Below are 24,724 nucleotides of genomic sequence, written 5' to 3'. Positions count from 1 at the left end.
GTCCACTGGCCCCATCCGGGGCCAGTCCTTTTTCAGCCCCCGCCCATGCTGATCCTGCTGTCGCCCGCCAAGTCCCTGGACTACGACACCCCCCTGCCCCCGAACCTGGCGCACAGCGCGCCGTTGTTCGGTGCCCAGTCGGCGCAACTGATCGAGGTGCTGCGCCAGAAGTCGCCGCAGGACATCGCATCGCTGATGAAGATCAGCGACCCGCTGGCCGCGCTCAACGTGGCGCGCTACGCGGCCTGGACACCCGAATGCAGCGCCCGCAACGCGCGCCAGGCCCTGCTGGCCTTCAACGGCGATGTGTACGAAGGGCTCGATGCCCGCACGCTCGATAGCGCCGACCTCGGCTGGGCGCAGCAGCACCTGGCCATCCTCAGCGGCCTCTACGGCGTGCTGCGCCCGCTCGACTGGATGCAGCCCTACCGGTTGGAAATGGGCACGCGCCTGGCCACGCCGGCAGGCAGCACGCTCTACCAATTCTGGGGACCACGCATCGCCCAGCACCTCAACACCCGCCTGCAGGGCGAGACCGCCCCCCTGGTGCTCAACCTCGCGTCGCAGGAATACTTCAAGTCGGTGGACCGCAAGGTGCTGCGTGCCCGCGTGGTCGAATGCGTGTTCGAGGACTGGAGCAGCGGTCGTTACAAGATCGTGAGCTTCCACGCCAAGCGCGCGCGCGGCCTGATGGCGCGCCACGCCATCGTGCGGCGCGCCACCACGCCCGGCCAGCTCGAAGACTTCGATGCCGAGGGCTACGCCTTCGCGCCCGCCGTCTCGGGGCCGGACCGTCTGGTGTTCCGCCGCCAGGCGCGATGACCAGGCCGGCACTGCCGGGCGACTTTGGTCTAATGACAGGCTGACGAGGCCCCCGCCATGACCGACCAGAGTCCCCCCTTCCCCACCGCGTTTCCCCGCCCCGGCCCCGTGCTGCGGGACGCGCCCACGCAGATCGACGCGGGCGACCGCCAGGTCGAGGTGCTGCTGTCGCTGCGCGACCCGCGCCTCGTGCTGCTGGGCAACCTGCTCTCGCCCGAGGAATGCGCGGCGCTGATCGAGGCCGCGCAGCCGCGCATGGAGCGCTCGCTCACCGTGCACACGCGTACCGGCGGCGAGGAGCTCAATGTGCACCGCACCAGCGACGGCATGTTCTTCGAGCGCGGCGAAAGCGCGCTGCTGCGCACCATCGAGGCCCGCCTGGAGCGGCTGCTGCACTGGCCCGCCGGGAACTGCGAGCCCCTGCAGGTGCTGCACTACCGGCCCGGCGCGCAGTATGAACCGCACTACGATTATTTCGACCCGGCGGAGCCCGGCACGCCCAGCATCCTGCAGCGCGGCGGCCAGCGCCTGGCCACGCTGGTGATGTACCTGAACACCCCCGGACAGGGCGGCGGCACCGTCTTCCCCGACCTCGGTCTGGAAGTGGCGCCCCGGCAGGGCAATGCGGTCTTTTTCCGCTACGACCGGCCCCACCCCAGCACCCGCACCCTGCACGGCGGCGCGCCCGTGCTGGCAGGCGAAAAATGGGTGGCCACGCAGTGGATGCGCGAGCGGCATTTTGAATAAAACAAGGCTCTGGCGCCCGTCCATCAAGCGCCAGCAGCTATATTTTAGATAGCAAAACCATGAACCAGCCCGAACAGTCCCAACTGGGCAAGGCCTCCGCCTACACCGACCGGTACGACGCCTCGCTCCTGTTCCCCATCCCGCGCGCCACCAAGCGCGCCGAGATCGGCATCGAGGCCACGCCGCCCTTCCTGGGCGCCGATCTGTGGACGGCGTTCGAGCTGTCCTGGCTCAACGAGCGCGGCAAGCCGCAGGTGGCGCTGGCGCACATCACCGTGCCCTGCGAGACGCCGAACATCGTCGAGAGCAAATCGTTCAAGCTCTACCTCAACAGCTTCAACAGCACGCGCTTCGCCAGCGCGCAGGACGTGCAGGCGCGCATCCGCGCCGACATCAGCGAAGCCGCATGGCGCGGCGCCGAGCACCCGGGCACCGTGGGCGTGCGGCTGACCCTGCCCGAGCAGTTCGACCGCGAGCCGGTGCACGAGCTCGACGGCCTGAGCCTCGACCGCCTGGACATCGAATGCACCCAGTACCAGCCCGCGCCGGAACTGCTGCGCGCGCATTTCGACGAAGCGCCGGTCAGCGAGGTGCTGGTGAGCCACCTGCTCAAGAGCAACTGCCTGGTGACCGGCCAGCCCGACTGGGGCAGCCTGCGCATCGCCTACAGCGGACCGCAGATCGACCAGGAAGGGCTGCTGCAGTACATCGTGAGCTTCCGCGACCACAACGAATTCCACGAGCAGTGCGTCGAGCGCATCTTCATGGACCTGTGGACGCGCTGCAAGCCCATCAAGCTGGAGGTGTACGCGCGCTACACGCGCCGGGGCGGCCTGGACATCAACCCCTGGCGCACCAGCCACCCGCAGCAGCTGCCGCTCAACACCCGCACGGCGCGGCAGTAGGCTCGGCGCTCGGGCCGGGTCAGTCCAACCGGAAGACCGCCAGCGTGCGGCCCAGCACGGCGGCGCTGTCGCTCATGGCGCTGGCCGAGGCGGCCGACTGCTCCGCCAGGGCGGCGTTCTGCTGGGTATCGCGGTCGAGATGGTTGACCGCCTCGTTGACCTGGGAGATGCCCTCCGACTGCTCGCGCGCCGCCACCCCCATTTGCCCCATGAGCGCATTCACATGCGTCACGGACTCCACCACCTGCTCGATGGTCTGGCTGGCCGACTGCATCAGGCGCGCGCCGCGTTCGATATTGGTCGCCGATTCACCGATGAGCGCCTGGATCTCCTTGGCCGCCTCGGACGAGCGCTGCGCGAGGCTGCGCACCTCGCTGGCCACCACGGCGAAGCCCCGGCCCTGCTCGCCCGCGCGGGCGGCCTCGACGGCGGCATTGAGCGCCAGGATGTTCGTCTGGAACGCGATGCCCTCGATGGTCGAGATGATCTGCCCCATCTTGCGCGAGGACTGCTCGATGGACTGCACCACCTGACCGACATCCGTCACGGCCTCGCCCCCCTGGCGCGCCAATTCGGCGCTGTGCTGGCTTTCGCGCAGCACTTTTTGCGCCGCTTCGTTGGAGTTTTCCACCGTGCTGGCCATTTGCTCCATGGCGGCCGCGGACTCCTCCAGGCTGCTGGCCTGGGACTCGGCGCGCCCGGACAGGTTCTGCGCGCTCTGGGCGATCTCATAAGAAATCGAGCTGAACCGCTCCATTTCCTCCATGGCGTCCCCCACCACGGCGCGGATGTTGAGTTGCAGGCGCTGCACCCGTGCCATCACCTTGCCCAGGACATGGGTCATCGGCAGGGGCGGCTCGCGGTGCGTCAGGTCTCCGCTGGACATGCCATTCAATAGGCGGCGCAGGCTGCGGATCGGCAAAGTCATGCTGAAGTGGTAACGCGCGAGCACCAAGCCCGCCGTCACCAGCCAGGCCAGCGTCTGCAAGGCCACGGCCATGCCATCGTTCCAGCCCATCCAGCCGGGCAGCAAGGACACCAGCATCAGCGGCAGCAGCATGGCCGTGAGACGCAGCGTGGGCCCCGAGCGGTAGCGCTTGCGCAAGTTGTCCCACACACTGGTGCTGCGCACACCGCCGGCGTGGATCACGAAGGTCTGGCGCCCGGATTCGCGCTCTTGCTTGACACGCGCGTACAAGGCCTCGGCCGCCTGGATTTGCTCGCGCGTGGGCTTGGTGCGCACCGACAGGTAGCCCTGCGGCTTGCCCTGCCGCATGATGGGCGTGACATGGGCCTGGACCCAATAAAAGTCACCGTTCTTGCGCCGGTTCTTGACGAAGCCCGTCCAGCTGCGCCCACGCCCGATGGAGGCCCACATGTCCTTGAAGGCCTCGGGGGGCATGTCCGGGTGGCGGATCATGCTGTGCGGCTGGCCCATGAGTTCTTCCATGGAGTAGCCGCTCACGCGGGCAAAGGGCGCGTTGCAATGCGTCAAGACCCCCTGGGTGTCGGTGGTGGACATCAGCAGCTCATCGGCCGGGAAGTCGTATTCGGTGTTCGTGACGGGCAGATTGACGCGCATGGGTCCAAGTCTCAGAGTGTGATGGGAGGATAGATGGGCTGTTTGTGACAATTTATGTCAACACCATGGGGCCTGCAGGCCCCTCGGGAATTCCTGTCCAAACAGCCAGGGCAATAGTTTTACGCTATATGAAGCCCGCACCCACGCCCGCGCGCGGTCCTGCGGGGCATGGCGGCCGTGCGGCCTCAGGGCATTTTGAACACGTCGAGCGTGCGGCCCAGCACGCCGGCGTTGTCGCTCATGGACCGCGCCGAGGCGGCCGACTCTTCCACCAGCGCGGCGTTCTGCTGCGTCACGCGGTCGAGGTCGTTCACCGCTTCGTTCACCTGCGAGATACCGATCGACTGCTCGCGCGCGGCCACGCCGATCTGGCCCATGAGCTGGTTCACATGCGCCACGGACTGCACCACCTCCTCGATGGTCTGGCCGGCCGACTGCATCTGCTGCGCGCCGCGCTCGATGTGCGCGCCCGATTCGCCGATCAGCCCCCGGATCTCGCCGGCCGCCGCCGCGCTGCGCTGCGCCAGCGCGCGCACCTCGCTGGCCACCACGGCGAAGCCCCGGCCCTGCTCGCCCGCGCGGGCGGCCTCCACGGCGGCGTTCAAGGCCAGGATGTTGGTCTGGAATGCGATGCCCTCGATGGTGGCGATGATCTGGCCCATCTTGCGCGACGATTGCTCGATCGCCTGCACCACGGCGCTGACCTCCGCCACGGCCTGGCCGCCGCGCTGGGCCAGCTCGGCGCTGTGCTCGCTCTCCTTGAGCACCTGCTGCGCGGCGTCGGCCGACTGCCGCACGGTGCTGGCGAGTTCCTCCATCGAGGCCGCTGTTTCCTCCAGGCTGCTGGCCTGGGATTCGGTGCGCGCCGACAGGTCCTGCGCGCCCTGGGCGATCTCGTTGGAGATGCTGCCAAAGGCCCCGATTTCCCCACGCGCATCCCCCACCACGGCGCGCAGGTTGATCTGGATCTGGTGCAGGCGGTCGATCAGCAGGGCCATCGGGTGGCGGCCATCGGCATTGCAGCCGTTGGTGCCCAGGTTGCAGCCGGCGATGTCGCCCGCCAGGCGGTTGGCATCGTGCAGCGCCGAGGTGATGCGGCGGTGAAAACGCCACAGGATGACACCGCCCACCGACAGCATCAGCGCCGCCTGGAGGGCCGCCACCAGCGGCCCGCTCCAGCCCATCAGCGTTGGCGCCAGCGCCACGGCCAGCAGCGGCAGCATCATGGCCGCCAGGCGCTGCGTGAAGCTGGTGCGCTGCAGCTTGCCGATCCAGTCGCGCCAGCCCGTGTAGCGCACGCGGCCCGCGTGCAGGATGAAGGACTGCACGCCGGCCTCGCGTTCCTGGCGGATCTTGGCGTAGAGCCCCTCGGCCGCGCGCACCTCCTCGCGCGTGGGCTTGGCGCGCACCGACATGTAGCCCTGGGGCTTGCCCTTGACCATGATGGGCGTGACGTTGGCGCGCACCCAGTAGTGGTCGCCGTTCTTGCGCCGGTTCTTGACGATGCCGCTCCAGCTGCGTCCATGGCCGATGGTGGACCACAGGTCCTTGAAGGCCTCGGGCGGCACATCGGGGTGGCGGATCAGGTTGTGCGGCTGGCCCATGAGCTCATCCATGGTGTAGCCGCTGACCCGCATGAACGCGGCATTGCAGTGCGTGATGACGCCCTTGTTGTCGGTGGTCGACATCAGGAGCTCTTCGCCAGGGTAGTCGTATTCGTTGTTGCTGACTGGCAGATTGATACGCATGGGCATGGATTCAGACCCTGACAAGTAACGGTGGTTGGGAGTATCGAAAAAATATATTAACCACGCGTTACATTTATCTCTTGACTATCGTCAATCCGGGGAACGAAAGCTAGAACAACTCGGCATTGACCCCTGTCATGCCCTGGGCGCCCTCGCCCGCCGACGGCGCAGGGCCGTCGTCGGGGCGCGACAGCCCCCCCACCCGCACCCCCAGCAGACGCAGGCGCCGGTCCAGCGGCACGCGCTTGAGACACAGGCCGGCCACGCGGCGGATGGTGGCGGCGTCGTGCGTGGGCTCGGCAATCGTCTGGTCGCGCGTCACGGCGCGGAAGTCGTCGTAGCGCAGCTTGATGCCGATGGTGCGGCCCATGTAGCCCTTGCGCTGCAGGTCCTGCGCCACGCGCTGGCACAGGTCGGTGAAGATGGCGCCCAGTTCGGCGCGGTCGTGCACAGCGTGCAGGTCGCGGTCGAAGGTGGTCTCGCGGCTCATGCTCACGGGCTCGCTCTCGGTCACCACGGGGCGCGCGTCGCGCCCCCAGGCCGCGTCGTGCAGCCAGGCGCCCGTGGCCTTGCCGAAATGCTGCACCAGCCAGTCGCGCGGACGCGCGGCCAGCTCGCCGATGGTGTGGATGCCGTGGCGCGCCAGCTTCTCATCGGCCTTGGGGCCGATGCCATTGATCTTGCGGCAGGCCAGCGGCCAGACCAGCGTCTGCAGGTCGGCTTCGTGCACGATGGAAATGCCCTTGGGCTTGTGGAATTCGCTCGCCATCTTGGCCAGCAGCTTGTTGGGCGCCACGCCGATGGAGCAGGTCAGGCCCGTGGCGTCGAAGATGCCCTTCTGGATCAGGCGCGCCAGCACGCGCCCGCCCTCGCGCTGTCCGCCGGGCACATGGGTGAAGTCGATATAGACCTCGTCCACGCCCCGGTCCTCCATCACGGGCGCGATGTCGGTGATGATTTCCTTGAAGCGGCGCGAATAGCGCCGGTACTCGTCGAAGTCCACCGGCAGCAGGATGGCCTGCGGGCACAGGCGCGCCGCCTTCATCAGCCCCATGGCCGAGCCCACGCCGAACGCGCGCGCCGCGTAGGTGGCGGTGGTGATGACGCCACGCCCGGTGTAGTCCTTGAGCAGCGGAAAGTCCGCCAGCGGAATCTCGTGCAGCGGCAGGCCCGAACCCTCGGCCGTGATCCGGCTGTCGCAGCCACGCCGCCCGCCGCCGATCACCACGGGCAGGCCCTGCAGTTGCGGGTAGCGCAGCAGCTCCACGCTGGCATAGAAGGCATCCATGTCCAGGTGGGCGATGCGGCGCGGCAGGGGTTCGATGGCGGTCACGGCCGCCATTGTGCGCAATCAATGCCACCGATCCGCTGGTGCGCCATCCGCACGACTGGCAAAAGGGGCACGACCCAGGCCAGCGGCCACCGCGCAAGGGCCGCCCCGCCGCGCTGGTGGCGTCCCCCTTCCGCATTGCGCAGCAAGGCAAGAGAAGGGGGAAGTGGCGAAGCCACTCAGGGGGTTGTCATTTCACGCCGTGGGATACGTTCCCGGCAGCAGGATGGAGGTATCGACCTGGTTGATATCGGTGCGGCCGCAGAAGGCCATGGTCAGGTCGAGCTCCTTGCGGATGATCTCCAGTACGCGCGTCACGCCCAGCTCGCCATAGGCGCCCAGGCCATAGAGGAAGCTGCGCCCGATCAGCGTGCCGCGCGCGCCCAGGGCGCGGGCCTTGAGCACGTCCTGGCCGCTGCGGATGCCGCCGTCCATCCAGACCTCGATGTCCTGGCCCACGGCCTGCACGATGCCGGGCAGCGCGGCGATGGACGAGGGCGCGCCGTCGAGCTGGCGCCCGCCATGGTTGCTGACGATGAGCGCATCGGCGCCGCTGTCCACGGCCAGGCGCGCATCCTCGGCGTCCATGATGCCCTTGAGGATGAGCTTGCCGCCCCAGCGCTTCTTGATCCACTCCACGTCGCCCCAGTTGAGCTCGGGGTCGAACTGCTCCACCGTCCAGGACGACAGCGAGGACATGTCGCCCACGCCCTTGGCATGGCCGACGATGTTGCCGAAGGTGCGGCGCTTCGTGCCCAGCATGCCCAGGCACCAGTGCGGCTTGGTCGCCAGGTTGATGAGGTTGGCCAGCGTGGGCTTCGGCGGCGACGAGAGGCCGTTCTTGATGTCCTTGTGGCGCTGGCCCAGGATCTGCAGGTCCAGCGTGAGCTGCAGGGCCGAGCAGCCGGCGGCCTTGGCGCGGTCGATCAGGCGCTCGATGTAGTCGCGGTCGCGCATCACGTAGAGCTGGAACCAGAAGCCGGGGCCGGCGTGCTGGGCCACGTCCTCGATGGAGCAGATGCTCATGGTCGAGAGCGTGAAGGGCACGCCGAAGTCGCGCGCCGCGCGGGCCGCAAGGATCTCGCCATCGGCATGCTGCATGCCGGTCAGGCCCGTGGGTGCCAGCGCCACGGGCATGGCCACGTCCTGGCCCACCATGGTGGTGCGCGTGGTGCGCCCGGTCATGTTCACCGCGACGCGCTGGCGCAGCTTGATTTTCTGGAAGTCTTCCTCGTTGGAGCGGTAGGTGCCTTCGGTCCACGAGCCCGAATCGCAGTAGTCGTAGAACATGCGCGGCACGCGGCGCTTGGCGATGCGGCGCAGGTCTTCGATGCAGGTGATGGTGGAGAGGTCGGACACGCGGTGGCTCCTGGAGGTTTTTGCTGGCGGCAATGGTAGGGCGCGCCACGGGCCTGGGCCATCAAAATTATTTGCGCGGCCCTGCAACAAATTTGCATGCCTCCGCAGGCAAAACATAAAAACAGGCTATAGCGCCCTATCCACGGGCGCAGACAGCTACTATTTCAGTAGCAATTCACCATCCTGCCCGATGGCCTGACCCGGCACCGGCGCCAGGATCTCGGGCTCGGCGTCGGGCCCGGCATAGCGGCGCACCTGCATGCGGCCCGCGCGCTTGGCGGCGTACATGGCGGCGTCGGCATGGCGCGCCAGCTCGTCGTAGCTGCCGCCATGCTGCGGAAACAGCGCCATGCCGGCGCTCAGGCCGACGCGCAGTTCATGGCCCTGCAGCACGAAGGGCTCCCTCACCACCGCCAGCACCTTGCGCGCCACCACGCTGGCCTGCTCCGGGCTTTCCAGCCCGGGCAGCAGCACGACGAATTCATCGCCGCCCTGGCGGCAGACGGTGTCGGACTGGCGCATGGCGGCCACCAGGCGCTGCGCGAACTGCACCAGCAACTGGTCGCCCACGTCGTGGCCCAGGGTGTCGTTGACCTGCTTGAAGCCGTCGAGGTCGAGGTACAGCACCGCCAGGCTCTTGCCCTGGCGCCGCGCCAGCGCCAGGGCCTGGCGCGCGCGGTCCTGCAGCAACACGCGGTTGGGCAGGTCGGTGAGCGCGTCGTACTGCGCCAGGTGGGCCATGCGCTCGGCCATGGCCATGGTCTCGGTGACGTCGTGCAGCACCATCACGGCGCCCGTGAGGTGGCGGTGGCGGTCGATGATGGGGCTGGCCGACTCCTCCACCTCGAAGCGCTGGCCGTCCTTGTGGCGCAGCACCACGCCGCGCGTGGGGCCGCAGGGGTTCTGCGTCTTGAGCGCGGTGCGCAGCGGGCTGGGCTGGGTCTGGGCGCCGTTGGGCAGGTACAGCGGCGCCACCTCGTCCACGTCGCGTCCGGCCGCGTCGAAGGCCTGCCAGCCGGTCATGCGCTGGGCCACAGGGTTGAGGTAGGTGATGCGGCCCTCGGCATCGGTGCAGACCACGGCGTCGCCGATGGACTGCAGCGTCAGGCGCATGCGCTCCTTTTCACGGAACAGCTCGTCCTCCATGCGCTTGCGCTCGGTGATGTCGGTCATCTGCACGAACATGCCGCGCACCTTGCCCGTGGCCTCGTCCGTGTCGGGGGTGTAGGAAATGTGGGTGTGCCGCACCTCGCCGGAGGCATCGGTGATGGTGCGCTCGAACAGCTGCGGGTGGCCCTGCAGCGCCTGCTTCACGTAGGGCTCGACCACGGCGTAGTCGTGCGGCCCCAGCAGCTCGGCGGCGCTCATGTCCTGCATCTGCTCGGGGGTGCGGCCGTACAGTTCGACGCTGCTCTTGTTGATGAAGCGGTTGCGCTGCGCCGTATCCCAGTAGCTGATGGTGGAGGGCAGGTTGTCGAGGATGGTGCGCAGGTAGTGCTCGGTCTCCCGCAGCCGGCGGGCCGTCTCCTGGTGCCGCGCCAGCTCGCGCGTGAACAGGATGGCCAGCCCCACGCAGCTGGCGATGAGCACCAGGGCAAAGGCCGACAGCTGCAGGACATTGACCCACCAGCGGGCCAGGATCGCCCGGGTCGGCTGGGCGACATTCACCAGCAGGGGGTATTGCCCCACATGCCGGAAGGTGTAGAAACGCTCCACGCCATCAAGGAACGAGATCCCCACGAAACTGCCCGACCGCTCCTCCAGGAAACGGCGCATGTTCGGCGTGCCTGCCAGGGATTTGCCCACGTCGGCATCCCCATAGGGGTAGCGGCTCACGATGGTGCCGCTGTCGTGGAACAGATTCACGCCGCTGCCAGGGCCCAGATCCAGCGACTTGAAGAGCTCGTTGAAGTAGCCAACCCGGATGGAACTGACCACCACCCCGGCGACCTTGCCGTCCGCGCCCTTGTAGGCGCGCGCCACGGGCAGCATCCAGATTTTCGACACGCGGCCCATGACGGGCTTGCCGATCACCAGCCCCTCCTGGGTGCCCGTCATCAGGGCTTGGAAGTAATCGCGGTCGGCGTAGTTGGCCTGGGGGGGCGTCAGGGCGCCTGAATCGATGAGGACGTCGCCCCGGTGGTCGAGGACATAGACATCCAGGATGCCCGCGCCCCGCAGCGGGCGGTCGAACAGCACGCGGCTGCGCAGCGCCGGCGGCAGTTCCATGACCTCGGGGTACTCCAGCTTGTGCGCCACATCCTGCAGCGACTGGTCCATGGCGTTCAGCGTCCAGCCGATGGAGTGCTCCAACGCATTCACCAGATTGCGGTTGGTGCGCGCGGCGAAATCCCATTCGTCCGCCCGCATGGTCCAGACCGTGCGCGCCACCATGGCACCAATGCCCAGGCTCAACAGCAGGGACAGCCATATGAGGCGCTGGGAGAAGAAATGGCGCATCGGGTTCGCGGGGTGCTTGCTACCCATTGTAAGTGCAAGCCCCCCTGGCACTACCACGAAACCGGTACCCAGGTTCCGTTAGCGCTTGTTCAAGCTCTTTTCATGGCGCCCCGCGACACCCGCGCCGCGCACCTCGATGCGCACCTCGTCGAGCACGGTGCCGCGCGCATCGGTGAGCTGCACCACATGGCGGCCCGGCCAGGGAAGCCAGGCCCACCGCGCGCCCTGCCCGGCCGGCTTGCCGTCCATGCGCCAGCGCAGCGCCAGGCCCGGCGGGTGGCCCGTGGCCTCGAACCACAGGCGCTGGCGCGCGGGCGGAATGTCGGGGTCGAGCGCGACGATGGTGCCCGGCACCGGCGTGGCGATGCGCACCCCGGCGGCGGCGCCCTCGGCGGTGGCACGGTGCACGGGCTTCATGCCTTTCAGGCCTCCAGCGCCCGCCCCATCAGCGCCAATAGCTATGCTATCAATAGCAAACAAGGCCTGCTGCGTGCCGTGCAGAAACCACTCGCTACGCGCCGCCTCCAGCGCCGTGCCGCCCTCCGGCGCCGGGCCGAAGCGCACCGGCAGGCGCGCCACGCCGCGCGGCGCCGCCGGGGCGCGGCTGGGCGCGCGCGCGTGCAGGTGGGCCATCACGGCGGCCCACACCGGGGCCGCGCCGCTGGTGCCGCTGACATCGTGCATGGCGGCGCCGCTGGCGTTGCCCACCCACACGCCCACGGTGTAGCGCGCAGACCAGCCCAGGGCCCAGTTGTCGCGCATGTCCTTGCTGGTGCCGGTCTTCACGGCGCTCCAGGTGCGCGTGGCGAGCACGCTGTCGGTGCCGAAGGTGCGCGCGCGCGCGTTGGCGTCGGCGAGGATGTCGCCCACGATGAAGGCCGCGCCTTCATCGATCACACGCGTGAACGCCGGCGCGGCCGCGCGCGCCGGCTGCACGGGCGGCGCCACGGGGCCGTGGCGCCCGCCATTGGCCAGCGTGCGGTAGGCGTTGGCCAGGTGCAGCAATTGCACCTCGCTGCTGCCCAGCGCCAGGCTGTAGCCGTAGTAGCCGCCGCTCTCGCGCAGCGGCAGGCCCACGGCCACGAGCTGGCGGAAGAACGCATCGGGCGAGACCATCACCAGCGCGCGCACCGCCGGCACGTTGAGCGAGGACGCCAGCGCGGTGCGCACCGACACCCAGCCCTTGAACTGCCGGTCGTAGTTCTGCGGAATGTAGAGCCCGCCCGCCGTGGCGATGTGCGCGGGCGAGTCCTCCACCAGCGAGGCCGCCGTGAGCCGCCGCTCGGCGATGGCCTGGGCATACAGGAAGGGCTTGAGCGTGGAACCCGGCTGGCGCGGCGCCAGCACGCCATCGACCTCGGCGGCATCGCTGAGGCTGCCCGACGAGCCCACCCAGGCCAGCACCTCGCCCGTGGCGTTGTCGAGCACGACGAGGGCGCCGTCCTCCACGTTGCTGCCGCGCAGCTCGCGCAGGTGCTGCGTGAGCGCCTGCACGGCGAAGCGTTGCAGCGGCGCGCTCAGCGTGGTGGCGATGCGCTCCCGCGCCGGCCCGCCCGCCTGCGCCAGCGCCCGCCGCGCGAAATGCGGCGCCACGCCCTCGCTGGCGGGCCAGCCGCGCCGCTGCAGCGCGCCCTCGGTGAACAGGCCCAGCGCATCGCAGTCCACGCGCGCCGCGCGGGCCTGGCGCTGCATGTCCCGCAGCACGACGCAGGCGCGCCGGGCCACCTGCGCGGGCGGGGCATTGGGCGCGCGCACCAGGGCGGCGGCCACAGCGGCCTCGCGGTCATCCAGGCCGTGCGCGGCCTTGCCGAACAGCGTGCGGCTGAGCGCATCGATGCCCACGATCTCGCCCCGGAACGGCACCAGGTTCAGGTAGGCCTCCAGGATCTGGTCCTTGCGCCAGCGCCGGTCCAGCACCTGCGCGGCCACGGTCTGGCCGAGCTTTTGCGCCACGCTGCGCCCGCCCGCGCCCTGGCGCCAGTCATCGTCGAGCAGGCCCGCCAACTGCATGGTGAGGGTGCTGGCGCCGCGCGTGCGCCGGTTCCACAGGTTGCCCCAGGCGGCGGCCGACACCGCGCGCCAGTCCACGCCGCTGTGCTCGTGAAAGCGCTTGTCTTCGCTCAGCACCAGGGCGGTGCGCAGCGCGGGCGAGATCTCCGGCAGCGGCACCCACGGGCCACGGCGCACGCTGGCGTCCTGGCGCACGCGCTGCAGCACCTCGCCCTCGCGCGAGAGCACCAGCACCTCGGACGGGCGGTGGGCCTGCCGCACCTCGTCGAACGTGGGCAGGGCCCAGGCGGGCAATACGGCCAGCGCCAGCGCCCCACCCGCCAACCACGCGCCAAGCCGCGTCACCGCCCCGCCCACCATGCCGCCGCCGTGTATGCCACGCCCACCGCGTACAGCGCGCCGAAGATGCGCTGGTTGTGCCGGGCCAGCCAGAGCGGCAGGTAGATGTCGAAATTGGCCTGGCGCTCGGCCGTGTAGCGGCCCGCCACATCGGTGAGCGGGCAGCGCATGCCGTTGAACGCGAGCACCAGCACCTCGCCCAGCACCACGGCGATGAGCGCCGCAGCCACCTCCAGCCGCCGCTGGAACGCGAAGACCGGAATGGCCACCACACAGCCCGCCAGGACGGCCCAGATGGCCGTGTGGGCCAGCTTCACCCAGCGCAGCGCGATGTCAGGCCCCATGGTTTTAAAAGCCAAAAAAGCCTGAAACGCTTGATGGATAAGCGCGGGAAGCTATCAATACAGAAGCAACCATGCGCTCACCTATTTCGCGGCCCCGACTTTCACCCGCGCGTTGGGCGATTCGCCGAACATCTCGGGCGCGTACAGGGCCTCGGCCCGGCTCGGGGGCAGCGCGAAATCACCCACGTTGTTCAGGCGCACGGTGTATTGCATCGTCACCGTGCCCTTGGGCAGGTATTCGTAGTAGCTGCGGAAGGCCTCGAAGCTGCGCTCCTCGAACGCGGGCCAGCCAGAACCCGAACGCTTCTCGCCCTGGGTGGCGATCTCGGAGTCGCGCCCCAGGCCGCTGCCCAGGATGGTGCTGCCGGCGGGAATGGGGTCGGTGATGGCCACCCAGGTCATATCGGCCTGGCTGGTCACCTCCAGAGTGACGCGCAGCACGTCGCCGCGCGTGTACTGGCCCGGCGGCAGGGCCTTGTCGGCCTGTTCGATGGGGGTGACGGTTTTCTGGATGCGGTAGCCCGCGCTGAACGGCGCCTTGAGTTCGATGGCGGCCACCGACTGCAGCGTGAGCCAGGGCTTGCCCGGCCCCTGGTGGGTGACGGCCAGGTTGTCCTTGCCCGCGCCCCAGGGCAGGAACATGCCGTTGCCGCGCAGCATGCCGGGCGCGGCGGGCGCGCCGAACCAAGTGGTCTGGTGCGCGGCGCCGCTGGCGTCGCTGGGCTTGATGCGCTCGACCTTGCTCCAGTCCACGCCGGCCGCGTTGCCGCCCAGGCTGGCGCGGGTCGTGCCCGCCACGGGCGTGGCCTCGAACTTGGCGCTGAATTTCTCCAGCGCCAGCCCGCCCCACAGGTTGGCCGTGGTGGTGTGCCACGCGCCGGCCTGCTGGCGGCTGATGAAGCCGTTGGCCAGGCGGCCCATGTCGTCCTTCCAGGCCGGGTCGTCCAGCACGGCCAGGATCAGGCGCGCGGTGTTCACGTCGCCGTTCTGCATGAGCCACCACCAGTAGTCGTCCTGCTCGGTGCTGAAGATGAGCTTGGTGCCCTGGTAGGACAGGCGGGCGCGCAGGATCTGCTGTGCCTCCTGCAGGCGTTGCTCGCGCTGCGGCACGTCCTGCACGCGGCGCAGGATGTTGAGCCAGTCGATCACGCTGTGCGTGGGCCACTGGTTGGGCGCGATGGTGATGCTCGCGAGCATGCGCCCCTGCGCCTTGCCATGGCGCGAGAGCGCCTCCAGCGCGGCGAGCTTGCGCATGTCGAGGTCCTTGCGCGGGCTCCAGAAGTTGCGCTCGATGCGGCCCTCGACGAAGGCGATCAGCCCCCGCTCCATGGGCGCGCGCACCTCGTCGGGCAGGCCGAACGCGGGGTTGAGGGCGGAAGCCTCGTGCGTGGCGGCCAGCACATAGGCGGTGAGCGCGTCGCTGCCCCGGTTCGCCTCGCCTTCGCGCGGCGGGAAGTAGTAGGCCAGGCCGTCGCCGTCGAGGTAGGTGGGCAGCTGCGCGGCCACGGTCTGCCACAGCTTGGCGTCGCGCAGGCCCACGGCCTTGCTGGTCTTTTGTTCCAGGCAGGCAAAGGGGTAGCGCGCCCACCAGTCGCGCACGCCCGGCAGGCCCTCGGCCAGTTTGGGCTGGAGCGCCAGCTTGAGGCCGCCCCGGCCGGGCAGCGCGTCGGCCGGCGGGTTCACCGCGAGGTTGAATCCGCCGTCCACCTGCACCAGCGTGGCCTGCTGCACCGTGAGCGGCACGGCGGGGATGATGCGCTGGCGGGCCTTGAGCGCGTCGCGCGCGCCACTGAGCTGGTCCTTGGCCTCGATCTCCCACAGAATGGCCTCGGCACGCGTCTGCGCGAGTTGTGCCGGCGCGGTGACATTCCAGGCCACTTCGCGTGCCTCGCCGGCGGGCAGGTCCACCGTCTGCGGCTGGAGATCGAGCAGCGTGGCGCGCGGCGCCACCTCCACCTTCATGGCGGCCTTGGTGGTGTTGCGCAGCGTGAGCTGGGCACGGAACTGGTCGTCCTCGCGCACCAGCGGCGGCAGGCCGCTGATGATCTGCAGGTCCTGCGTGGCGCGGATGCTCGTGCTGCCGGTGCCGAACAGCCCGGTGGCGGCGTCGGCCACGGCGACGATCTTGAAGGTGGTGAGCGCGTCGTTCAGCGGCACCGTCACCTGGGCCTGGCCCTTGGCGTCGAGCTGGACGGCGGGCTCCCACAGCAGCAGCGTGTCGAGCAGCTCGCGCGTAGGCGCGCGCCCGCCGCCGCCGCCCGCGGGCACGGCCTTGCGGCCATAGTGGCGCCGGCCGATGATCTCCATCTGCGCGGTGGACGTCTGCACGCCCCACGCCCGCCGCTGCAGCATGGCGTCGAGCAGGTTCCAGCTGCGGTTGGGCATGAGTTCAAGCAGCGCCTGGTCCACGGCGGCCAGCGCCACCTCGGCGTTCGCCGCGGGCCGGCCATCGGGCAGCGTCGCGGTGATGGTGACCTGGGCCTTGCCGCGCACGGGGTAGCTCTCCTTGTCGGCCGCCACCTTCACGTCGATCTGGTGCGCCCGCGTACCCACCTTGAGTTCGGCCACGCCCAGGCGGAAGGCAGGCTTGGACAGGTCCACCAGCGCCGTGGGCGCCACGTATTCCTTGCCCTCGTACCAGAAGGCGGTCCACCATTCGCGCGGCGCCTTGAAGCCCCAGGTGAAGAAGCTGTACCAGGGCACGTCGCGCAGGCGCCCGCGCAGCGCCAGCACGCTCACGTAGACATTGGGGCCCCAGCCTTCCTGGATCTTCAGGCTCACCGTCGGGTCCTGGCCGTTGAGCTGCACCACCTGCGTGTCGATGATGCCTTCGCGCTCCACCGCCACCAGGGCGGTGGCGAAGCGGAATGGCATGCGCACCTGCAGCCGCGCCGTCTCGCCGGGCTGGTAGCTCTTTTTCTCGGGCAGCAGGTCGATGCGGTCGTGGTTCTCGCCGCCGAACCACAGCTCGCCCTGGCGCGTGACCCAGACCGAGGACGCGGCATCGAAGGTGTTGCCGTCACGATCGCGCGCCGTGACCACCAGCTCCACCTCGCCGGGCTCGTCCAGCTTGGCCTCGCACAGCAGCAGGCCGCGCGCGTCGCTCTTGCCGGTGCACACCGTGCCCAGGTCCTTGGTCTCGGTCTGGTTGTCGTAGCTGTAGAAGCCCCCCACCATCCGCTTGCGGCTGGTGGTGGTGATGCGCGCGATGGCCTGCACCTGCAGGGGCACATCCAGGGCGGGCTTGCCGTCGGTGGTCAACGCCAGCGCCTGGAAACGGATCTTCTGGCGCGCCGAGACCCAGCCCTCGGTTTTGATGCCGGCCAGCACGGCGGCGGGCCACAGCGGCGTGGTGCTGCGCAGGGTCTGCACCTCGCCGTTGGGGTCGGCGTAGGTGGCCTCGACCACCAGGTCGCGCACCGTGCCGGCGGGCGGCACCTCGGCGACGGTGACGCGGCCCGCGCCGTTGCGGTCGAGCGTGAGCGGCAGCTTGTCGGCGATCACGCGGGCGTCCTGGCTGGCGGCCTGCTCCTCCTCGCCGCCCTCGCCGGCCTGCCGGCGCCCGCGCGGCGGGTGGAAGCTGAAGCTGTCGTAGTCGTCGAAGTGCAGGGTTTTGCCGCGCACCAGGGCCGACACGCGCACCGGCAGCTGCGCCGCGGCGCCGCCCGCCACATAGTTGACTTGCACGCCCACCGGCACCGAGCGCGCATTGACCAGCGGCGCCTTGTCGGCCGGGCCCGCGCGGCCCTCCAGCACGGGCAGGCGGAATTCCTCCACGCGGAACTGGCCCGTGATCAGGCTGTAGCCCTCGCCCCGGCCACCGCGCAGCTCCACTTCATACACGCCGAGCTTGGCGGCCGGCGGCACGGCGAAGCTGCCGTGCGCGCTGCGCCCGCCCGTGGCCGTCTTGCGCCAGGCCAGCGGCTGCGTGAACTGCTGGCCGCTGCCAAGGTGGGTGATGACCACGGTGTCGGGATCGGCCGGGGGGATGCCGAAGCCGCCGCGCGTCTCGCTGCGCAGCAGGTGCTTCATGGACACGGTTTCACCGGCGCGCAGCAGGGTGCGGTCGAAGATGGTGTGCGCGCGCTCGTCGGGGCGCGGGTCGCTGCTGGTGGGCACATTGAAGCGCCAGGGCTCGATGCCGCGCTGCCAGTCGCTCCAGGTGAAGGCCATGTCCTGCGTGCCATCCGGCCCCTGGTGGCGCGCGCTGACGAAGTAAGCGTTGCCGCCCTCGCCCCGGCCGCTGCACAGCGGCGGATCGGACGACAGGCCCTCGATGCGCGCCACGCCCTGGGCATCGGTGGTGCCACTGGCCAGTTCGCGGCCATCGCAGCCGGAGACGCGCACGCGCGCTCCGGCCACGGCCAGGCCCCGGTCGAGCGTGGTCACCCAGGCCAGGGCGTTCTCACGGCCGAGCTTGAAGTGCACGCCCAGGTTGGTCACCAGCGCCGAGGTGCGCACGTACATGGTGCGCCCCTCGCCGTGGCGCTCGTCGAGCAGCGAGCGGCCGAGCACCGGCGAGGCGATCTCCACCACATGGAAACCGAGCGCCAGCGGAATGCCCACCACCTCGAACGGACGCGGGCCGGAGCTGGCGGGCTTGGGCAGTTCCAGCGTGCGCACGCCCGGCTGTCCGGCCAGCAGCGAGAGCATGCGCGACTGCACATAGTCTTTCTCGCCGTCGACCGCCTTGGGCAGCGCGCCCTTGACGTCGCGCCGCGCCTGCTTGCGCTCGACCTGGAAGCTGTCGTACTGCTGCACCTTGCGGAACCAGGCAATGATGTCGGCGTCCTCCTGCGGGCGCAGCGTGCCCACCGTGCCGGCGGACGCCGCGCCATTGCCGGCCTGCAGGCCCTGCGCGCGCAGGTCGGCCTCGACGTTGCGCAGCGTCACCGGCAGCAGCGCCGGGCCGCCCGGGCCTTCGGCGAAACGCTCGACGATGCCAAACGGCGCGGCGGCGAACTTGGCCAGCGGCGGCAGCCCGCCCGTGGCCACCTTCAGGGGAAAGCTGGCGGCGTTGGCCAACGCGCGGCCCGAGGCGTCCTGGAAGCCCTTGGGCAGTTCCACCTGGAAGGAGGTGTTCTCGGTCAGCGGCGCGGCGAACTGCACGCTGCCGACCAGGGTGTCGGCCTTGCGCGCCTGCGCGGCCTCATCATCGGCATCCAGCTTGGGCTTGACCGTTTCCTGCGCCCCCTTGAGCCGGATGGCCGCCGCCAGCTTGTAAGGCACGGGCGCGTTGAAGGAGAGCGTCAGGGGCCGGATGGGCAGGCAGGCGGCCTGGGCGTTCTCGCGCTCGCAATGGAATTCGGCCGTGAACGGCGCGCGCACCTGGTAGGCGAAGCGCTTTTCCACGCTGTTGGCCACGCCACTGGGCGTGGCCACGCCCTTGCCCCAGACAAGCTGCACCTTGGACGAGGGCGTGAGCCGCCGGTTGCACGCCAGCGTGGCGATGGCCAGCGGGTCGCGCGCGGCCTGCTGCTCCAGCCCCTGGGCCTTGAGCAGCTCGGCGCGCTCCTTGCCGTCGATCAGGCGCACCGGAATGCGCTCGCCCACACCCTCGGCCACGCACCAGACGTTGGCCTGCACGCTGGCCACGGTGGCCGGGCCATTGAGCTGCAGCACGAAGAACTGCTCTTCGTCGATGGGCTCGTAGGTGCCGGGCCGCAGGTTCTGGATGAAAGGACCTCCGCTATTGAATTGATAGCTTTTAGCGCCCACCAGCAAAACGCCAGAGGCCGATTTGAAATCAGGCTTTACCTGCGCCGTGCAGCGCGTGCCGGGCGGCAGGTCGCGCTCGAAGTCGAACACCCATTCGCGCTCGCTGGTCCAGCGGCCCGTACCCTTGCTGGCCTGCGCGTCGCTGCAGCGCACGTCCAGCGGCGCCGGGGCCTTGGGGTCGCCAAACTGAACGGCCGCGCCGTCGAACTTGGCGACCACCTGGCGCACGCGCGCCACCTCGCCCTGGGGGGACAACTGGGTGATCTGCAAGGCCTGGGCACTCGTGGCGGCCACCACGATTCCCCAGGCAACGGCGGTACTTTTTGCAATACGCTTGGCGTTCACCCTGTTCTCCTCGACAGAATGGGCAAGGTTAGCGGAAAAGTGCGGCGCTTCCGCCGCCCGCCTTGCCAGGGATGCGCCAGCGTGCCATCCTGTTACGGACATTTACGCAATGCCCATGCCACTCGACATCCCGTTCGCCCAGGAACTCTGCGACATGCTGCACGCCGAGCTGGGCCTGGTCTGCAGTTTCATGGACCACGACGGTCGCATCGTGGCGTCGAGCGAGCGCCAGCGCCTGGGCGGCATCCACCCCGTCGCGCTGCGCATCATGCGCGGCGAGATGGACGAATACCGCTTCAGCGCGGAAGAGGCACGGCACTCGGCCACCGAGCGCGAAGGCATCAACATGGGCATCGATTTGGCGGGCCGGCGGCTGGCCTGCTTCGCCATCGCCGGGCCGCTCGACGTGGTGCGGCCGCTGGCGCGGATCGTGCGCTTTTGCGTGACCTCGCTGCTGCAGATCCGGCGGGAGGAGGCACCGGCCATCGCGCCGGACGGGACGGGCGCGCAGGCCCCGGCCTGCCTGACCGATCTGCTCAGCCACGCCAGCCAGACCGTGGAATCCAGCCTGGCCCGCTTGCACGAGGCGGTGAACCATATCGACCAGGGCATCACCCTGTTCGACCCGCACCTGCGGCTGGTGGTGTGGAACCAGCGGTTCCTGGAGCTGATCGCCTGGCCCCCGGACGCGGTGTGCCTGGGCCAGCCCATGGAGGCCCTGCTGCGCAGCTATGCGCAGCGCGCCGGCCATGCCACGGACGACGATGCCCTGCGCGCCCTGGTGGCCCGCAGGGTGGCCCGCGTGCGCGCAGGCCAGGCCAACACGTTCGAATACACGAGCCCCGAGGGCACGGTGCTGTCGATCGTGGACCGGCCGCTGCCCGATGGCAGCGTGGTGTCCACCTACACCGACATCACCGAGAAACACCGGGCCGACAACGCCCTGCGCGAGGCCTATGCCAACGCCGAGCGCCTGGTGCAGCAGCGCACCCGCCAGATCGCCGACTTCGCCAACCTGTCCTCCGACTGGTTCTGGGAACAGGACGCGGAGTTCCGCTTCACCCGCTTCTTCGGGCACTCCACGGAAAAGCTGCGCCGCGATCCCAAGGACTTCATGGGCAAGCGGCGCTGGGACATGCCCATCCAGGGGGTGTCCGCCGAGCAAATGGCCGAGCACATCGCCTGCCATGAGCGGCACGAGCCTTTCCGCCGTTTCGAGTACGAGATCACGGCGGCCGACGGCAGCATCCAGTATTTCTCGGTCAATGGCGCGCCCCGCTTCGATGACCAGGGACGGTTCGTGGGCTACCACGGCATGGGCAGCAACCTCACCGAACTGCGGCGGGCCGAACTGGCCATCCACGAGCGCGAGCGCCAGCTCGCGCAGATCGTGGACGGCACGCCGCTGGCCACCTTCGTGATCGACGCCCGGCACCGCACCACCCACTGGAACCGCGCCTGCGCCGCGCTGACCGGCGTGGATGCCGCCGCCGTGATCGGCCACGGCGATGTCTGGCGCGCCCTGTACCCCAGCCCCCGGCCCACGCTGGCCGACCTGCTGGTGGACCAGGCCAGCGACGAGACGCTGGCCCTGCACTACCCGAGCTTTCAGCACTCGGCATTGATCGCGGGCGCCCTGGAAGCCGAGCTGAGCCTGCCCAGCAACGACCAGGGCCGCGAGGAGCGCTGGCTGCACATCACGGCCGCGCCGCTGCGCGACGCGCAGGGCAAGTTGACAGGCGCCATCGAGACCCTGCAGGACGTGACCGGGCGCAAGCGTGACCAGCGGCTGCTGGAAGAACGCAGCACGGCGTTGCAACAGGCCTACGGGCAGATGGAACAGCGCGTGCGGGAGCGCACCGAGGAGCTGTCGCGGCAATTGAGCTTCATGCGCCAATTGATCGAGGCCATCCCCAGTCCGCTGTTCTACAAGGACGCCCAGGCGCGCTACCTGGGCTGCAACAGCGCGTTCGAGGCCTTCATCGGCAAGCCTGCGTCCGAGCTCATCGGCAAGACACCGCACGACATCGCGCCGAGCAAACTGGCAGACCGCTACCTGGCCGCCGACCGCGAGATCCTGGACCAGCCAGGCAAGCAGATCTACGAGAGCCAGGTGCGCCATGCCGACGGGCAGCTGCACGACGTGATGTTCCACAAGGCCACCTTCACCCACCCGGATGGCAGCGTGGGCGGGCTGGTGGGCGTGATGCTCGACATCACCGAGCGCAAGCGCATGGAAAACGACCTGCGCCAGGCGGCCACGGTGTTCGACAACAGCGCCGAGGGCGTGATCATCGCCGAGAAGGACGGCACCATCATCGGCGTGAACCGCGCGTTCTGCACCATCACCGGCTACGACCGCGCCGAGGTGATCGGCCAGACCCCGCGCCTGCTCCAGTCGGGGCGGCACGACCGCCGGTTCTACAGCGGCATGTGGGAGACCATAGGCCAGCATGGCCGCTGGCAGGGCGAAGTCTGGAACCGGCGCAAGAGCGGCGAGGTGTACCCGCAGTGGCTCTCCATCACGGCGGTGCGCGACCCCCACGGCCAGCCCACCCACTATGTGGCCACCTTCTCGGACATCACGCACCAGAAGCAGAACGAGGAACGCATCCAGTTGCTGGCGTTCTCCGACCCGCTGACCAGCCTGCCCAACCGCAGGCTGCTGCTCGACCGCCTGGAACACGCGCTGATCGTGAGCGCCCGCAACCAGCAGCGCGGCGCGCTGTTCTTCATCGATCTCGATGACTTCAAGGGGCTCAATGACACGCGTGGCCACTACATCGGCGACCTGCTGCTGCAGCAGGTCGCCCAGCGCCTGGTGGCCTGCGTGAGCGAGGGCGATACCGTGGCACGGCTCGGCGGCGATGAGTTCGTCGTCATGCTCGAAGGCCTGGGCCAGGACGGCATGCAGGCCGTGCAGCAGGCCGAGGCCGTGGGCGCCAAGATCCTGCACGCCCTGAACGAGCCCTATGCGCTGCAGGGCACCGTGCACCACAACACCCCCAGCATCGGCGTGGCGCTGTTCGGAGAGCCCCAGGGCACCGTGGAGGATCTGCTCAAGCAGGCCGACCTGGCGATGTACCGCGCCAAGGCCTCGGGCCGCAACGCGCTGTGCTTCTTCGACCCGCAGATGCAGTCGGTGCTGGCCGAGCGCGTGGCGCTCGAAAACGAGCTCCGCCTGGCGCTGCAGCGCCAGGATTTCGTGCTGCACTACCAGCCCCAGGTGGGCAAGGCGGGCACCATGATTGGCGTGGAGGCCCTGGTGCGCTGGCAGCATCCGGAGCGCGGCATGGTCTCGCCGCTCGATTTCATCGCGCTGGCGGAGGACACCGGCCTGATCCTGCCGCTGGGCGGCTGGGTGCTGGAAACCGCCTGCCGGCAGCTGGCGGCATGGGCCCTGCGCCCCGACCGCCAGCACCTGACCATGGCGGTGAACGTGAGTGTGCGGCAATTCCGCCACGCCGGCTTCGTGGAGCAGGTACTGGACGTGCTGGAGCGGACCGGCGCCAACCCCCGCCGGCTCAAGCTTGAACTGACCGAGAGCCTCCTGGTCACCCATGTCGAGGACGTGGTCGCCAAGATGGGGGCGCTCAAGGCCCGGGGCGTGTGCTTCTCGCTCGACGATTTCGGCACGGGCTACTCCTCCCTGGCCTATCTCAAGCGCCTGCCGCTGGACCAGCTCAAGATCGACCAGGGCTTTGTCCGCCATGTGCTGACGGATGCCAACGATGCCGCCATCGCCCGCATGATCGTGGCCTTGTCGGAAAGCCTGGGCCTGGAAGTGATCGCCGAAGGGGTGGAGCGCGCCGAGCAGCGCGATTTTCTGGCCCGGCACGGCTGCCATGCCTACCAGGGCTACTTCTTCAGCCGCCCCCTGCCCCTGGCCGCACTGGAAACCTATGCCGATACCAGCCAGGCCGAGGCCTTCGCGCTGGCCGGCGAAGGCATCTGAGCGGCAGCGCCCGGGTCGGCCTTCGGCCGCCAGGCGGTGGCGCCTTCAGCCCGGCGCCACCGCCCGCGCGCACGCGCGCTGCACCCATGCCTGCATCGCCCGCGTGTGCAGCAGGTCGCGCACCGGCGCGATCCCCGGATGCACGAGGTAGGTGCGCAAGTGGTAGGTGTCGGGGGTGATGTCGAAGGCCGGATCGTAGTCATCGAACGAGGCCAGCCGGCCCAGCGCCAGCTTCTCTCCCAGGCGCATGCACAGGTAACCCAGCGCCAGCGGCGGCACCTGCTCCGGCTCCACGTCGCTGACGGGCGTGACCAGCACCCGGCCCATGGCGCAGACCTCGCGCACCAGGGGCGTCGGCAGCCGCCAGAAACGCATCAGAAGCCCCCCTACTTCGGTCGCCGTGAGCCCCATGGCTTCCTGTTCCAGCCGCGCGCGCTGCAGCGGGTCCAGCTCCAGCCAGCGCGGCAGCATCTCGTGCGGCAGGCGCGAGGCGGCCACCAGGTGGCCGACGAAGGCCAGCACCACATGGGTCACGAGCGCGCCCTGCTGCGGCAACTGCAGCCCCTTGGCCAGGCGCAGGCACAGCTCGCTGGCGATGGCGCTGGCCTGCCATAGGGTGTCGAAATACACCTGCGCGCTCGCCAGATTGGGTTTGAAAGCCTGCGCCAGCATGTAGCGCAGGCAGATGCCGCGGACCGTTTCCATGCCCAGCAAATGGACCGCGGGCTCGATGCTGTCCACGGGTTTTTGCAGGCCATAGAACGGCGAATTGACCACCGCCAGCACGCGGGCCGCGATGAGCGGGTCCTGCATGATGGCGGCGCTGAACTGGGCCTGGCTGGTGCGCGCCACATATTCCGGCGACAGCAGCCGCTGCAGTGACGTGGGCGGGCGCGGCTCCCCCCGCAAGGCGGCGAACAGCACGCGCAGCTCGCCGCTGGGCAGCTCGTTCGGGCGGCGCCAGTGGAAGGTGCTCAGCGCCATGGGGATCGGCTCCAGGGGCGGCGGCCGCTGGGACGCCGGAACGCTCGCCGGAGCGTCAGCGGGCGCGGCGCCCGGG

The 24,724-nt window shown here is 69.5% G+C and carries 12 protein-coding genes and 1 pseudogene; 4 read left to right on the top strand and 9 right to left on the bottom strand.

Annotated features, from left to right (window positions below):
- Positions 1-45 precede the first annotated feature (45 nt).
- From yaaA to queF, 3 genes and pseudogenes are all read left to right on the top strand, one after another.
- The gene (gene yaaA / locus D8S75_RS15235; protein WP_119967206.1) at positions 46-822 is read left to right on the top strand and encodes a peroxide stress protein YaaA; all 777 of its coding nucleotides are present in this window, start codon (positions 46-48) and stop codon (positions 820-822) included.
- Positions 823-903: 81 nt separating this feature from the next.
- Positions 904-1,569: pseudogene (locus D8S75_RS15230) on the top strand (prolyl hydroxylase family protein); the annotation flags it as partial.
- Positions 1,570-1,628: 59 nt separating this feature from the next.
- Entirely contained in the window at positions 1,629-2,474 is an 846-nt protein-coding gene (queF, locus tag D8S75_RS15225; RefSeq protein WP_119967204.1) for an NADPH-dependent 7-cyano-7-deazaguanine reductase QueF, read from the top strand.
- Between the two features lie 19 nt (positions 2,475-2,493).
- On the opposite strand, the gene D8S75_RS15220 is transcribed toward queF, so the two are convergent.
- The 8 genes from D8S75_RS15220 to D8S75_RS15185 form a co-directional block, all read right to left on the bottom strand.
- A complete protein-coding gene (locus D8S75_RS15220; protein WP_119967203.1) occupies positions 2,494-4,056 on the bottom strand; it encodes a methyl-accepting chemotaxis protein in 1,563 nt (520 codons plus the stop codon).
- Positions 4,057-4,241: 185 nt separating this feature from the next.
- Positions 4,242-5,804, bottom strand: coding sequence for a methyl-accepting chemotaxis protein (locus D8S75_RS15215; protein WP_119967259.1), 1,563 nt, complete (start codon positions 5,802-5,804; stop codon positions 4,242-4,244).
- Between the two features lie 109 nt (positions 5,805-5,913).
- Positions 5,914-7,146 (bottom strand): DNA polymerase Y family protein, encoded by a 1,233-nt coding sequence (locus D8S75_RS15210; protein WP_119967202.1) that lies wholly within the window; start codon positions 7,144-7,146, stop codon positions 5,914-5,916.
- Positions 7,147-7,329: 183 nt separating this feature from the next.
- On the bottom strand, positions 7,330-8,493 hold the full coding sequence (locus D8S75_RS15205) for an alpha-hydroxy acid oxidase (RefSeq protein WP_119967201.1): 1,164 nt from the start codon (positions 8,491-8,493) through the stop codon (positions 7,330-7,332).
- Between the two features lie 159 nt (positions 8,494-8,652).
- Positions 8,653-10,953, bottom strand: coding sequence for a diguanylate cyclase domain-containing protein (locus D8S75_RS15200; RefSeq protein ID WP_119967200.1), 2,301 nt, complete (start codon positions 10,951-10,953; stop codon positions 8,653-8,655).
- Between the two features lie 78 nt (positions 10,954-11,031).
- Positions 11,032-13,323, bottom strand: a complete 2,292-nt coding sequence (pbpC, locus tag D8S75_RS15195; protein WP_119967199.1) for a penicillin-binding protein 1C — start codon at positions 13,321-13,323, stop codon at positions 11,032-11,034.
- Complete coding sequence (locus D8S75_RS15190) at positions 13,305-13,646, bottom strand: hypothetical protein (RefSeq protein ID WP_119967198.1); 342 nt, start codon at positions 13,644-13,646, stop codon at positions 13,305-13,307. Before D8S75_RS15190 ends, pbpC begins: the two co-directional genes overlap by 19 nt.
- A gap of 81 nt (positions 13,647-13,727) precedes the next feature.
- On the bottom strand, positions 13,728-19,709 hold the full coding sequence (locus D8S75_RS15185; RefSeq protein ID WP_370807758.1) for an alpha-2-macroglobulin family protein: 5,982 nt from the start codon (positions 19,707-19,709) through the stop codon (positions 13,728-13,730).
- 115 nt (positions 19,710-19,824) lie between these two features.
- Here D8S75_RS15185 and D8S75_RS15180 point away from each other — a divergent pair, with 115 nt between their 5' ends.
- Positions 19,825-23,664 (top strand): EAL domain-containing protein, encoded by a 3,840-nt coding sequence (locus tag D8S75_RS15180; RefSeq protein ID WP_198673222.1) that lies wholly within the window; start codon positions 19,825-19,827, stop codon positions 23,662-23,664.
- Positions 23,665-23,709: 45 nt separating this feature from the next.
- Here the strand turns inward: D8S75_RS15180 and D8S75_RS15175 are convergent, their stop codons facing one another.
- Positions 23,710-24,648: an HDOD domain-containing protein gene (locus D8S75_RS15175; protein ID WP_157982664.1), complete on the bottom strand. Its 939-nt coding sequence runs from the start codon at positions 24,646-24,648 to the stop codon at positions 23,710-23,712.
- Positions 24,649-24,724: the final 76 nt, after the last annotated feature.

The sequence above is a fragment of the Simplicispira lacusdiani genome (assembly GCF_003604195.1).
Classification (GTDB): domain Bacteria; phylum Pseudomonadota; class Gammaproteobacteria; order Burkholderiales; family Burkholderiaceae_C; genus Simplicispira; species Simplicispira lacusdiani.
This window is presented reverse-complemented; position numbering and strand designations above follow the sequence as displayed.

Excerpts from the sequence above, each read along its gene's own strand:
- D8S75_RS15210 (WP_119967202.1), bottom strand. The coding sequence starts at position 7,146 with ATGGCGGCCGTGACCGCCATCGAACCCCTGCCGCGCCGCATCGCCCAC.
- D8S75_RS15180 (WP_198673222.1), top strand. The coding sequence starts at position 19,825 with ATGCCACTCGACATCCCGTTCGCCCAGGAACTCTGCGACATGCTGCAC.
- yaaA (WP_119967206.1), top strand. The coding sequence starts at position 46 with ATGCTGATCCTGCTGTCGCCCGCCAAGTCCCTGGACTACGACACCCCC.
- D8S75_RS15200 (WP_119967200.1), bottom strand. The coding sequence starts at position 10,953 with ATGCGCCATTTCTTCTCCCAGCGCCTCATATGGCTGTCCCTGCTGTTG.
- queF (WP_119967204.1), top strand. The coding sequence starts at position 1,629 with ATGAACCAGCCCGAACAGTCCCAACTGGGCAAGGCCTCCGCCTACACC.
- pbpC (WP_119967199.1), bottom strand. The coding sequence starts at position 13,323 with ATGGTGGGCGGGGCGGTGACGCGGCTTGGCGCGTGGTTGGCGGGTGGG.
- D8S75_RS15215 (WP_119967259.1), bottom strand. The coding sequence starts at position 5,804 with ATGCGTATCAATCTGCCAGTCAGCAACAACGAATACGACTACCCTGGC.
- D8S75_RS15190 (WP_119967198.1), bottom strand. The coding sequence starts at position 13,646 with ATGGGGCCTGACATCGCGCTGCGCTGGGTGAAGCTGGCCCACACGGCC.
- D8S75_RS15220 (WP_119967203.1), bottom strand. The coding sequence starts at position 4,056 with ATGCGCGTCAATCTGCCCGTCACGAACACCGAATACGACTTCCCGGCC.
- D8S75_RS15175 (WP_157982664.1), bottom strand. The coding sequence starts at position 24,648 with ATGGCGCTGAGCACCTTCCACTGGCGCCGCCCGAACGAGCTGCCCAGC.